This window comes from Algoriphagus lutimaris (genome assembly GCF_017051705.1).
GTDB classification, from domain to species: domain Bacteria; phylum Bacteroidota; class Bacteroidia; order Cytophagales; family Cyclobacteriaceae; genus Algoriphagus; species Algoriphagus lutimaris.
In genome coordinates, this window is the sequence record NZ_JAFIDJ010000001.1 from 513,421 (window position 1) to 527,517 (window position 14,097).

At 34.9% G+C, this 14,097-nt stretch carries 9 protein-coding genes; all 9 read left to right on the forward strand.

The features are described 5' to 3' along the window. The first annotated feature begins 15 nt into the window (after positions 1–15). Positions 16–4,044 carry a non-ribosomal peptide synthetase gene (locus JYB62_RS02045; RefSeq protein ID WP_205643782.1) on the forward strand — a complete coding sequence of 1,343 codons (4,029 nt, stop codon included), beginning with the start codon at positions 16–18 and terminating at the stop codon, positions 4,042–4,044. 9 nt (positions 4,045–4,053) lie between these two features. Further along, entirely contained in the window at positions 4,054–4,776 is a 723-nt protein-coding gene (locus JYB62_RS02050; RefSeq protein WP_205643783.1) for a 4'-phosphopantetheinyl transferase family protein, read from the forward strand. Positions 4,777–4,797: 21 nt separating this feature from the next. After that, the gene (locus JYB62_RS02055) at positions 4,798–5,577 is read left to right on the forward strand and encodes a polysaccharide biosynthesis/export family protein (RefSeq protein WP_205643784.1); all 780 of its coding nucleotides are present in this window, start codon (positions 4,798–4,800) and stop codon (positions 5,575–5,577) included. Positions 5,578–5,587: 10 nt separating this feature from the next. Further along, positions 5,588–7,903 carry a GumC family protein gene (locus JYB62_RS02060; protein ID WP_205643785.1) on the forward strand — a complete coding sequence of 772 codons (2,316 nt, stop codon included), beginning with the start codon at positions 5,588–5,590 and terminating at the stop codon, positions 7,901–7,903. A 10-nt stretch (positions 7,904–7,913) separates the two neighbouring features. Next, positions 7,914–9,308, forward strand: coding sequence for a lipopolysaccharide biosynthesis protein (locus JYB62_RS02065; protein ID WP_205643786.1), 1,395 nt, complete (start codon positions 7,914–7,916; stop codon positions 9,306–9,308). Between the two features lie 9 nt (positions 9,309–9,317). Continuing rightward, a complete protein-coding gene (locus JYB62_RS02070; RefSeq protein WP_205643787.1) occupies positions 9,318–10,235 on the forward strand; it encodes an alpha-1,2-fucosyltransferase in 918 nt (305 codons plus the stop codon). Then, positions 10,232–11,440 (forward strand): glycosyltransferase, encoded by a 1,209-nt coding sequence (locus tag JYB62_RS02075; protein WP_205643788.1) that lies wholly within the window; start codon positions 10,232–10,234, stop codon positions 11,438–11,440. Before JYB62_RS02070 ends, JYB62_RS02075 begins: the two co-directional genes overlap by 4 nt. A 422-nt stretch (positions 11,441–11,862) precedes the next feature. After that, the gene (locus JYB62_RS02080) at positions 11,863–12,753 is read left to right on the forward strand and encodes a hypothetical protein (RefSeq protein WP_205643789.1); all 891 of its coding nucleotides are present in this window, start codon (positions 11,863–11,865) and stop codon (positions 12,751–12,753) included. Continuing rightward, positions 12,740–14,095 carry a glycosyltransferase family protein gene (locus JYB62_RS02085; protein ID WP_205643790.1) on the forward strand — a complete coding sequence of 452 codons (1,356 nt, stop codon included), beginning with the start codon at positions 12,740–12,742 and terminating at the stop codon, positions 14,093–14,095. The genes JYB62_RS02080 and JYB62_RS02085 overlap by 14 nt, the downstream gene beginning before the upstream one ends. The last annotated feature ends 2 nt before the right edge of the window (positions 14,096–14,097 follow it).

Below are 14,097 nucleotides of genomic sequence, written 5' to 3' on the forward strand. Positions count from 1 at the left end.
TGATCTGATTTTTTTATGAATAACTTATTAGAACAGACATTGAATCAATCCATGCTAACCAAAGCAACTATGGAAATTGAGAAGGTGATTAAGACGACACCCTCTCAAACAGAAATTTGGTTGGCTTGTAAAATGGGAGGAAAGGAAGCCAATATGGCCTACAATGAATCTGTCTCTCTTCAATTGAAAGGAAACCTTTCTGTTGATAGTTTGAAGGAAGCATTTTTAGAGCTGATTCGTAGACATGATGGGATGAGGACAATCATAAGTCCTAATGGGAAGAATCTGTTAGTTTTTTCTTCCTACGAATTGCCTATTAGGTTCCGGGATATCAGTCATTTATCTGAGGAAGAGCAGCAGTGTTTTTTTAGAAAGCATACAAAAGAGATCGGTAATTACCATTTTAATTTGAGCCAGGGACCATTGTATGTGATGGAGCTGATTAAAATTAATGAGTTGCTCCATGAAATTTCTTTTACAGGTCATCACATCATATTCGATGGCTGGTCTATTGGATTGATGTTGGAGGAATTAAGTGAATTATATTCTAAAAGTGTTCAAAGTCTGGAATTGGATCTCCCTGATCCAGATTTATTGGGAGAATACTCAGCAGAACTTATAAATAGAAGTAGAAAGTTCGAACATAAGGAAACCAAAAAGTATTGGAAAAATTACCTGTCAAATCCTTTACCTGATTTTTCATTACCTATTTCGAAGGATAGACCTATTCATCGAACCTATGACTCAGATGTTATCGGATTTCCTTTACCAAAAGAAGTTGTAAAGCAAATAAAGAAGGCTTCCTCGGAGGAGAAAGTTAGTTTGAACTTAGTAATACTCTCCATATTTGAGATCTTTTTAAGCAGATGGTCAGGTGAAGAGGAAGTAGTAGTAGGGATGCCTGTATCCGGACAGCTTGGTCTAAACAGACCTCGTCTGATTGGACATTGTGTCCATTTATTGCCACTGAGAAGTGAGGTAAATATGGCCTTGCCTTTTTCAGAGTATTTGCAACAAAGGAAGGCGAATTATAATCAAGCATTGGATCATCAATTCTTGAGTTTTGGGAATATGATCCAGGATCTTCCGATCAAAAGAGATTCGTCAAAAGTCCCTTTAATTCCGATTACTTTTAATATTGATCTGGACTTGGATGCCAAAGTGGATTTTGTTGGATTGGACCATAAACTTTCCTTTAATCCGAAAGCCTATGCAAATTTTGAAATTATACTAAACCTCTATGGGAATTCGGATGAATTCATTTTCGAGTGGACCTATAATAAAAGTTTGTTTGACCGAGATTACATCAATCATGCAGGAAATGATTTTGTCAGTTACCTTAAGGCTTTTACTAAAGATAGAAAACTTCTAATTCAGGAGATTATCGATGAGATAGAAGTCAACTCTCCAAAAGAAAAAGAGCCTTCTATTGACTTGCAGGTTTCTGAATTGGAATTCATTCCTTTTGGAAAGTACTTTTTTGATTCGGTAAGTCAATATCAAAATAAAGTGGCATTGACGGTGAATCGCAAACAATTCACTTACCAGGAATTGGGGATAAAGGTGAAACATTTGGCAGGGTACCTCCATAACAAAGGAGTAAAACCTGGAGATATTATTGGTATTCATTTAGAAAGAGATGAAAATTTAATTGCTACTGTTTTAGCAGTAATCAGTGTTGGAGCGGGGATTCTTCCAATTGATACTGATTTCCCTGAGGAACGGGTAAAATTCATGCTCGATGATGCCGATGTGAAGTATTTCATTTCGAGTAATGATTCAGTGAATTGGGGTGACTTGAAACCCAAAAAACTACAAATTCCAATAAGTCAGATCCTTGATCAATACGAGCTTTTTACGGTTCAAAACTTTAATCCTGTAAATCCAGCTCTGATTATTTATACTTCAGGTTCTACGGGTAAACCCAAAGGAGTAGAATTATCTCATCAAAATTTATTTTACTTCACCCAGCAGGTAATTGAACAGCCAGGACTTAGTAGTGAAGATAGAGTGTTGGGGTTGACGTCGATTAGTTTTGACATGGCATGGCTTGAAGTGGTCCTTCCTCTTACATTTGGGGCTAGTCTGTATTTACTCGGAAAGTATGAAAGAAAGGATCAGCGAGAAATTTTTAATGCGCTGAAAGATTATCGTATTACCAAATTGTACATCACCCCTTCCCATTTAAAGTCCCTTATTCAATACATGGGTGAGCCAAAATTGGAAGGACTTACCATCATTTCTGCTGGAGAACCACTATCAAGGATGTTGGCTGATTCTTTACTCAAAGTTGCTGACTCGGTTTATAATATTTATGGTCCCTCAGAAACTACCGTATATGCCACCATTAAGAAAATTAATTCTTCTGAAGAGGAAATTACAATTGGGAAACCCGTCAAAAATTCCTGTGTCATCTTGGTGGATGAGCAAGGTAAATTGATCACTTTCCCCGGTAAAATGGGAGAGATTTGGATTGGAGGAACTTGCGTTGGAAACGGATATTTGAATCGCCCAGAATTAACCAAAGAACGGTTTGTTCCTAGCCCATTTAAAGGATACGAGGGGAAATTTTATAAATCTGGTGATTTAGGTCTTTGGAATGAAGAAGGGGATTTGTTATGCAAAGGAAGGATAGATCACCAAGTGAAGATAAGAGGTCAAAGATTGGAATTGGGTGAGATCGAGAGTGAACTTACCAAGGATCCTTTGATCAAAAATGCAGTGGTTATTAAAGTACTCGATGGCAATGGAGAAGGAATGCTGCGAGCTCATGTTTCTTTTGTAGATGGCCAAATGCCTGATTCTAAATTCTCCAATTGGGTAGACATCACGAAAGGTCAGCTTTCCAAAAAACTTGCTTCTTATATGATTCCGAGTGAATTCGTTCAACAGGAAAGTTTTGAGTTGAATTCGAATGGTAAAATCGATCGTAAGTTATTGGAAAGATATAGGCCAACTTTAGTATTTAACGAGGCCACTGATCAAGAAAAAGAGATCAAGGGTTCTTCCTCATCAATTCTAGCAGTTAAAAAAGCCTGGGAACAAGTTTTAAAAAGGGAATTGGAACAAACAAATGAGGATTTTTTCCAAATAGGAGGGCATTCTCTTCTAGCGGTAGATTTATTATCCAAGCTTGAAAACCACTTTGAAATAAACCTTCCACTTTCCACGCTATTTGAGTTTCCTACGATTGAGATGCTTGCATCTCATATTGAACATTGTAAAAAAGAAGAGAACAAAGGACAGTCCAAATGTTTGGTAAAAATTAAGGAAGGCGATCCTAATAAAGTTTTACTATTTATTCATGGGGTGGGTTTGAATCCTTTGGAAATCAATACGTTGGTGGAAAATATGGAGGAGGATCAGACGATTTGGGGACTACAATCGCCGTCAATTTTAGATGCTTCCTTAGCACCGCTTAGCACCATTGAACAGATCGCTCAAGTGTATATTGAACAGATCAGAATAGCAGGTCTTAAAGGTCCTTATCATTTAATGGGAAATTCTTTGGGAGGCTTAATTGCTTTTGAAATGGCCAAGCAATTTATAAAGATGGGAGATAAGGTGCAGTTTTTAGGAATGATTGATACGATTGCTTTTGATACTGATAATACCCCAAAAGGATTTTTCAGCAAGGTGTCCAAACTTTTAAAAAGGTTATGGTATGAAATCAAATTCATAATCAGAGATCCAGGTTTTTACCTGAGTTATAGAAAGAAATATCTATTGGAAAAACGGGACAATTGGAGAGCGAAATTTCAGAAGAACACCAATTTATTTAATAGGATCAAGGAGATTGAACATGTCAACAAGGAAGCTTGGAAAAATTATGTTCATGAGCCGGTTGACGTAAACATTACATTATTTCTTGCAAACCGAAGGACATTTTATGTGGAGGATTTCAAAACCTTTGGTTGGACTCCATTTGCAAAAGAGATAGAGGTAATCAGGATGCCAGGTGAGCATGCAAATATGCTAAAACCACCTCACGGTGCAGAATTTACAAAGACATTACAGAATATTTTGAACTCCTATACTAAGTAAGCTATGATTATGGGTAAAGTTTTCTGTGATCAAATTAGGGTGATTGAATGGAGAAAATCATGTGATTTTAACTTGGATAATCATTTTGATATATGGAGAATATATATTCCCGATCATTTAGATATGTTAGAGGAATTAAGTGATACGCTATCAGAGGAAGAGTTAAATAGATTTAATAATTATAAGGATACTGAGGATAGAAACAGACATTTATTGGCTCGTTATTTTGTTAGAAAAATAAGTTCTGATTATTTAAAAGTTGATCCTAATTCATTTGAGATCGATTATTTAGAAAATAATAAACCATACTTTAAATACTATCCTCATTTCAATTTTAATATCTCTCATTCGGGAGATTACATTGTTATTGGTTTTGCGAATAGGTGGTCTGTAGGTGTAGATATTGAGTTTATGAATTCACAATTAGACTTATACGATTTGATTATTAATTGTATGTCTAATTATGAAATAAGCATGATTTTAAACTCTGAGGCACCCAGAGCTGTGTTTTTTAAACACTGGACTAGAAAAGAGTCTTTGTTGAAAGGAGTTGGTTTAGGACTGACTGATAGAATTAAAGATGTAGCCTGTGTAGATGGGTTAAATTTAATTCCATCTGACCTTTCAAGTTTTGCCTCTGCCTGGAAGATATGGAGTTTTGAAATGGGAGAGTATTGTGTAAGCATAGCCCATGATTCTGCGGTAAGAATCATTAGATTCTATCAATTATAATAGATATATAACTATAATTTTATGAAATATTTTTTTAAATACATGCTTGTGTTATTTCTTTTAGCATCTTGTTCTAAAAGAAATATCACCTACTTCTCCAACTTAGAATTACAAAAGGGTGAATTATACACCACTACCAATGCAATAGATCCTATTAGGATTCAAAAAGGAGATGAATTAGAAATTAAGGTAACCACCTTGGATCCCGAATCTAATCTTCTTTTTAATTATGGTGTGATTTCAAATGGAGATGAAGTACTAGGTTCAAGAACTACTTATACCCAGAGTAGATATAAAGTATCTGAAAATGGAGAAATTGATTTTCCCATTGTCGGAAAAATAGAACTGCTGGGTTTGACTAGAGATGAGGCTAGAGAAAAAATAGCTAGTTCTTTAGAAAAGTTGGTCACTAACCCGCGTGTAGAATTGACCATTACCAACTTTAAAATTACGGTCTTAGGAGAGGTTAATCAACCTAATACATTTACCATCACTACTGATAACATCACTGTCATTGAAGCTTTGGGCTTGGCAGGAGATATGACAGTATATGGTAAAAGAGAGAATGTTTTAGTGATCAGAGAACGTGGTGGAGAGAAAATGCTTTATCGGATTGATATGAATGATAAAGAGTTGTTGGGATCTGCCAACTTCTTTCTAAAACAAAACGATGTGCTTTACATAGAAGCAGATAAAAAGAAGCTGATTCAAGCGGAAATGAACCCAACTACCATTGCGGTCATGACCATATTATCTTCTGTTGCTGTGGCACTAATATTTAACTATCAAAATATTTTTTAAATAACTGTTTATGAAAGCTTCAGATGTTTTATTGGATGGAATTGTTGACACAGAGGTATTTGAGTCATCACATATCAAGAAAAGCTTGCTATACTATTTAAGGTATTGGAAACTCTTTTTGATCTCCTTTGTGGTGGTTTTTTCCTTGGTGTTTGCCTATATCTATTTTGCTATCCCTTTGTTTCAGGTGAATAGCGTGATTATGCTTAAAGACGAATCTAAGGGTTCTGTGTTTATGGAAAATCCAGTGTTAAGTGAATTAAGCGACTTTAAGTCGTATCAAATTACTGATAACGAGATTGATGTTCTTCAATCCTCGGATTTAATGAGACAGGCGATTAAAGATTTGAATTTTAATTATTTAACCTACCATAAAAATTTCCTTGGTAAGCTAAATACAGTATCAAACAATGAGCTTCCATTCATTATCGAAGTGATCAATATTGATGAGGAATATTTATTGGATAAGGAATTTGAGGTCTTGGGGATTGAGAATAATTACGTCATCTATTCCAATGGCGACACGGTCAATGAAATTAAGTTTGGGGAAACATTTCAAAATGAATTTGCCATCCTGAAAATTCACAGGAATGAAGAAGTAAAGGAGTTTAATGGCTATCCACTAATTGTGAATTTGTTTAATAACGCACAATTGGCAAGTATGATGTCAAGCAGTCTTAAGGTGGAGCCAAAGGATAAAAACAGTAGTATTCTATATGTTTCCTTGAAAACGGAGTTTCCCGACTTGGGAGTACAGGTGGTCAATGAGTTAGTTAATACTTATAATGAAAATGCGGTAGCTGAGAAAAAGGAAGTTGCTTTAAATTCCTTGGAGTTTTTGGACAATCAATTATCGATTCTGTCGGCGGAATTGAGTGGGATGCAATCCAATATTGAAACCTTCAAGTACAGCAAAGATGTCGTTGATGTAGAAAATGATTCTAAGTTTTATCAACAAAATGCGCTTGATAATTCAAAGCAATTATCGATCAACCGAAGTCAGTTAGAAATACTTAGAAATCTTAAAAGTGAGGTATTATCGGGTACACAACAAAGTATTACCCTTGGCCCTTTGTCGAATGATGACCCTGCCTTATTGACAATGATTCAGGATTTTAACACTGAAGTAGATAAGCTTGAACGCTTGAAAGGGGCTATTCTACCGGAAAATCCAGTATATGTAAATACCATGGAGCGCATTTCTAGTTTTAGAAATAAGATTGTTGCGCATTTGGAGGATAGAATAGATGCGCTTGAAATTTCTACCAGAAACCTGGAAACGGCATCTGCAACCTACAATGATAAATACCATTCAGGTCCTATGATTCAAAGGCAATATGAAGCCCTTACAAGGGATTTGGACTTTAAGAAAGCTCATTATATCAATTTAATAGAGAAGCGGGAAGAGACTTCTCTTTACTTGGCCTCTGTCTCTTCAACGCATTCCAAAACTATAGAAAAGGCATATTTCAGTCCTATTCCGGTAAGTCCAAATAAGCCGATTTTAGGCTTGATTGGGTTGTTTATCGCATTTGCAGCACCTTTTTCATTTTTATATGTGAAAAGGACTTTTCAGGGGAAATTGGAAGATAGAAGTCAGATTATTGTTCCTTCTTCTAGTAGCGTTTTGGGAGAGTTGTCACTGGTTGACGCAAAACCAAATGGGCCAATAATTGATCATAATTCCAAAACACCAATTGCTGAACAATTGAGGTACGTTAGGACAAGTTATTGTCTAAATGATTTTGGTAAAGAGTCTAAGGTAACTCTAGTTACCAGTACTGTATCAGGTGAAGGGAAGACATTTTTTGCCTTGAACTTTGCCAAGTCTATGAGCATGATTGGGAAGAAGACTGCCGTATTGTTTTATGACTTGAGAAAGCCTTTGGAGTATGCCAATTTGTTTGATAAGGGATCAATTGGAATCTCAGAATTCATCAATGACAAGAATATTTCATTTAAGAAGTTTTTGGACTCTGGACTGGATTACCAAGGAGTCACCTTGTTTCAAACAGGCAAATTACCAAATAACCCTGCTGAAATCCTGCTCAGCCCTAGGAATCAAGAGCTGATCAATGAAATGAGAAAGCATTTTGAATTCATTGTGCTCGATAGTGCTCCGGTGGGCCAGGTTTCCGATTCCTTCTCATTAATTCCTTTGGTAGACGCTACTATTTATATGATGAGATACAATTGGACTACCAAAAATGATATCGAATTCTTCCACCAACTAAAAGCAGAAGCGAAAATTAATAATCCAATGTTGGTGCTTAATGGAAGTAGAGCAGGACAAGGGTATTCTTATGGTAATTACGAATACAATTAAATTTTTAATAATGTGGCTTATTAGTATACGTAGGGAATTTGATCTGAAGATTGATTGGGTTAAGAATTTGATTCAACGAGGCGAAAAGCGCTCAGTTGTAGCTAAAAAAAATATCATCGGCTCATTTTTAATTAAGGCGATGAATATGTTAATCTCTTTCGTCTTAGTTCCAATAACCATTAATTACATCAATCCAAGTCAATATGGAGTATGGCTTACTTTGACTTCTATGGTGGCTTGGGTTGCCTTATTTGATGTAGGCTTGACCCAAGGGTTGAGGAATAAGTTTGCTGAAGCAAAAGCCACCGGTAATAAGCAGCTTGCAAGAACATTTGTGAGTACAACTTATTACTATGTAGCGATCATATTTTTGTTGGCAGGCGTGGTGATGTTTTTCGCAAGTAGGTTTATCGATTGGTATAGTTTTATAAATATTCCAAAAGAGGGGAATGAGGAGATTGTAGGCTTGATTGCCATCATTATATCGTATTTCTGCCTTCAGTTTATTTTTCAGATAGTCAAAACAGTCATTACTTCTGATCAGAAACCTGCCTTAGCTTCTTTGATTGATTTAGTAGGGCAAGTATTGGTGTTGGTTGCTGTATTCCTGTTGACCAAATTCACACAGGGATCTTTAATCTATTTAGGGTTAGCCATGGGTTGTATCCCTGTTCTGATTTTAATCATTGCGAACATTTATTTCTTCAGTAATGATTATTATGATTATAGACCTTCCCTGTCTTTTGTAGACAAGAGGCATTCGAAAGAGTTAATGTCAATGGGAGGGAAGTTTTTTGTACTTCAGTTGGCTGCGATGATCCAGTATAGCACTTCATTGTTTTTAATTGCGCATTTCTTTAACCCAGAATCAGTTACGTCCTATAATATCGCTTTTAGATATTTTGTGGCATTACAGACCATCTTTATGATTTTTATTTCTCCCTTGTGGAGTAGTACAACGGAGGCTTATTTTATGAAGGAGTTTGATTGGATTATCCGTGTGATTAAAAAATATTTATTATTGATTATTCCCTTTTTTATTCTGGGACTTTTGATGCTTTTATTCTCAGATGTTTTTTACAAATTTTGGTTGGGAGCTTCCTATTTTAAGATTGATTTTAATATTTCATTTTTCTGTTTTTTATCAGTTGTTATTTCTATGTTTTCTAGTGTTTTTGTAAATGTGGTAAATGGGATGGGGACCTTGAAGGTTCAGTTTATCTCTTCTATTATTACTTCTATTTTATTTTTAGTGTTGTCGTTTTTATTTATTAAAATGTTCGAATTTGGAGTATGGTCCATCATATTTGCTTCTATTTTAAGTAATGTGTATGGTTATTTTATAGCACCAATTCAGGTATATAAGGTTTTGATTGAAAAATCAAAAAATCCAATTTGGTATTAATTTATAGCTATGAATAAAGTTGTTATTTTTGGGGGATTAGGAAATCAAATGTTTCAGTTTGCATTAGCAATTGTTATGGATTCAATTGGTAAGCCAACTAAAATATCTGTTAATGACTATATATTGCATGAGCATTACCAGGGGTTTGAGTTGATTAAAGCATTTGATATTCCTATTTGTTTTGATGATCGATTTAGAGTTATTTATGTATCTAAATTTTTAAGACCTTTATTAGTTCATTCTAAATTAAATTGGTTTAAAAAGATTGCTAAAAAAATATTTCGTTTTAGCGATAATATATATTATGAGAAAGATGAATTTTGTTTTGATGAACAAGTGTATCAATTAGATAATTATTATTTAATAGGAGGTTGGAAATCAACTTTATATTTTGATTCACATAAAAGTTTGATACAAGAGGTCTTTAACTTTAAAAAGCCTACAGATGATGTTAATTTATCTGTGTCAAGAAAAATTCAGTCTTGTAATTCTGTAGCAGTACATATTAGAAGAGGTAATTATTCTGATCCGAGTCAAAACCAGAACAGGGTGCTTTTAGATGCAACGGATTATTATAAACATGCATTTCAATATATAAATGAACATGTTTCTAATCCAGTTTTTTATATTTTCTCTGATGACCCGGAATGGGTCAGAGCCAATATAAAAGGAGATAATGTATTTTATATCTCTCATAATACTGGGGCGAATAGTTATTTGGATATGTATTTAATGAGTATTTGTAAGCATTTTATTATTGCGAACAGTTCGTTCAGCTGGTGGCCAGCTTGGTTATCTAAAAATGAGGATAAGATTGTGATTTCTCCAGATACTTGGGAGTCCAAGTGTCCTAATCGAACAGTTTATCCAGAGGAATGGAAAGTATTACCTGTAAGCTCTCAAGACGTTGAATTTATAGAGGTATGAATAATATATTGCAAATACAGTTTTCAACTAAATCCGCTGGTTCTTCTGCTTGGAGGTTACATAATGCGTTCAAGAAAATACCTGGCTATTCCAGTGAGGTGATATCATTGATAAGAGATGATGATCAGAGGGATGGGGTTTATTATATGCCAAGTTTTTCTAAATTTTTGGCTAAAATCAACAATAAGATAGAGGGCTTTTTATTTAAGTATAGCAAAGAAAAATACGGTCTTTTTTCTAGTCCTGTCATTGGTAGTAGGTTGACAAACCATCCAAGTTTTAAAAGGGCAGATGTAGTATATATTCATTGGGTTCAGATGGGTTTTTTGACACTCAATGAAATAGAGAATATCGTCAATACTGGTAAGAAGGTGATTTTTGTACTTCACGATATGTGGGGAATCACCGGGGGATGTCACCATTCCGGAAATTGTGAGCAGTATAAAAATGGATGCACCAAATGTCCTATCCTTTTGGGTAGGAAAAACATCACTCAGGATCAGGCTGAACAAAAAAAGAGAATCTATTCCCGAAGCAATGTGTCAATCATATCGCCAAGTAAGTGGCTGGCGGAATGCGCGATGAATTCTTATGCTGCGAACGGATGTAAGGTGATCAATATTCCCAATTATTTTGATACAAAAACATTTAAGCCGGATCCTGAAAAGCTTAACAAAAGAGTAGCCAAAGGAAATCAACATACCAAGATAATTTCTTTTGCGGCAGTAGACATTACAAGTGTTTATAAAGGGTTTACCTACTTAAAAAAAGCATTGGAATATTTACCCACTATCTATCCAGATGAGTCCATCGAAATACAAATGATTGGAGCAGGAGATTTGGGAGATCTATCCAGCATTCCTTATAAAGTAAATTGCTTGGGCTATTTGTCTGATGAAGAAGAAATGGCAAATGCCTTGTCGATTTCAGACCTATATGTGATTCCTTCTATTATGGAGAATCAGCCTACGATTATCATAGAAAGTCTCTCTTGTGGAGTTCCCGTGGTTGGTTTTAAAATAGGAGGGATCCCAGATATGATCGATCACCTTAAAAATGGGTATCTGGCGGAACCTTTAGATTATAAGAGTTTGGCAGAAGGAATAAAATATTGTTTGGAGAATAATTTGAAAGGGTTCAAGCTAGAGAATTTCCAGCCTGAATATGTGTTAGACAAGCATTTAACTTTCTTAAATGAAGTATGAGCGAAATAACTTTTCCATATAGAAAAAGACTAGAGTTCAACATAGGAACGATTAGCACCTCATATATTAAGATGATTAATATATTTTGGATAAGCATACTATTGTTTTCTATTTGCTATGTATTGTCTTCTAGCTTATACTCCTTTGCTGCGATTTTTCAAGGAATTCAGATCATTTCGATTTTAGCATTCTTTTTCTCATTGGTCCACCTAATTAATCTAAAAAATACTAATAGATATTTTCTGTTTTTTGTGGGCCTGCTTTCAATTTGGCAAGTGCTGTTGCTCATCAGAGGTGATTATGCCTTTATGGATTATGAGGATACAAAATCCATGTTTTTTGATGCTAACTATGGCATATTTTGTTTGTTTGTTCCCTTAATTTCTTTGATAAAACCGAATCTAATCCATTTAAAAAAGTTCATGAAAGTACTTGTTATTTGTTCTTTCATGTACCTTGGATATACCGTTTTTTTCCTTCCTCAAATGATTCAGGGGGATTTGTTGGATACTTTTTCTAGAGAACTCGTTGAATCATCTTTCAAGTTTTTGGCATTTCCTACCATGTTTTTCCTGCTGACTTCGCCTTATCAATCAACACGGAATAAGGTATTGTCTTTAATCATATTCGTGCTGTTTATGACCTTGGGTGCTATCAAAGCAAGAAGGGGGATTTTGTTAATGGGGGGCTTTGTTTTAGGAATCTCTATCATCTTGAATTTATGGAAAAGTTCAAATAAAATCCCATGGATTTTGGTAGGAGTTTACCTCTTGGTATTTGTCTATCAATTATTTCTCATTGAATTTTCTGTCACTGATTTCCAATTGTTTTCCAGCTTGTTTGACAAAGGTTTGGTGAACACCAGAACCTATGTTGAAAATTGTTTTTTTAATAGCATGTCTACCATGGACTGGGTGATAGGGAAAGGGTATAATGCCGGATATTTTTGCCCAGGTATAGATGAATCAATATTTAAACAAGGAGTAAGGAGAGTAATAGAAACGGATTACTTACAATTTATATTGACTGGAGGGATCTTGAATTTAGCCATGATTCTGTTTCTTATGATTCCTGCTGCCGTCCTAGGTCTTTTTTATTCAAAAAATCTGTTTTGTAAATCTGCAGCTTGCTGGATTTTAATCTGGTTGGTGTTTCTATATCCATCCAATGGATTTACTTTTTCTGTGTTCCATGTTAGCATTTGGCTCATGGTTTCAATTTGTTATAATGGTTCATTCAGAAACTTGGATGATAAAGTCTTGAAAAAATATTTAAAAATGGAATTAAAGTTTAATCATCGTGAAGAAGCCTAAGGTTTTGATTTTTGGCCAGTCCTTCAACTCTAATACCGGAGGAGGAGTTACATTGTCTAATTTATTTCACGATTGGGATAAAGAGGATTTGGCTGTCATAGTAACTAGCCATGCTATCAATAATATTAATTTTTCGTATTGTGATAATTACTTTTTTATAGGGAATAAAGAAAATAGCTGGATTTTTCCATTTAATTTCTTCCAGAGGAATATTCCTTCAGGGAGAATCGATGTTCATCAATTTTCCAAAAAACAGGAGGTAATTTCTCAAAAGCCAAATATCAGATCAAGAATCATCAATAAACTATTTTATCCATTCCTTATGTGGACCGGGTTGTTTCACGTGCTTTCAAGAATACACCTGACAGACAATTTGATGGAATGGATTAAGGAGTTTAATCCTGACATCGTATACATTCAAGTTTCAACTCGTGACTCTTTGTTATTTGGGAAAGCACTTGCAAAGAAATTAGATATCCCAGTGGTGTTGCACCAAATGGATGATTGGCTTCATTCTATCAGTTTTGGTGGCTTATTTAGTAATTATTGGAAAAAGACCATCAGGAATGAATTTCAAGAGCTTGTAGATTTATCCACGCTTTGTTTGAGTATTTCTGACTTAATGGGCATAGAATACTACAAGAGGTTTGGGAAAAAATTTGTGACCTATCATAATCCAGTTGATTTATCTTTTTGGAACGCAAATCAAGATGAAATATCTCTAAATGATCATGCCATTACCGTTTTATACGCAGGAAGGACAGGCTTCGGGATTGGAACCTCATTAAAGAGTTTTGCACAAGCAATTGAGGAATTAAATAAAGAAGAGGGAATAGCGATTGAATTTTACATTCAGACAGTGGAGCCTTTATCTTGGATAGATGATTTTGAATTCACTCATTATAGAGGATTAGTAGCTTATTCTAAATTACCCAAATTGTTTAGAGGAGCTGACTTTCTTTTGCTCCCTTGTGATTTTTCTCAGAAGTCTATCGAGTTTTTAAGGTATTCCATGCCTACCAAAGCGCCAGAATACATGATTTCAGGAACTCCTACCATTCTTTTAGCTCCAAAAGAAACGGCTGTTTATCAATATGGTAGTAGTCAAAAATGGGCTTTCTCCATTGACAATGATGTTGTTTCTAACATCAAGGAAAAATTAAAAGAATTCTTGTTCAATCAAGAACTGCAATATGAATATTCCAGTAAGGCGCTCAAGTTAGCGATGATGAACCATGATAGTCAACTGATTAGAAATCGGTTCCTAAAAGATTTTATAAAATTGTTGGATATCAGTGATTTACCGAATGATAAATTAGTAGTGCAAAAAATAGATTTTTAAAC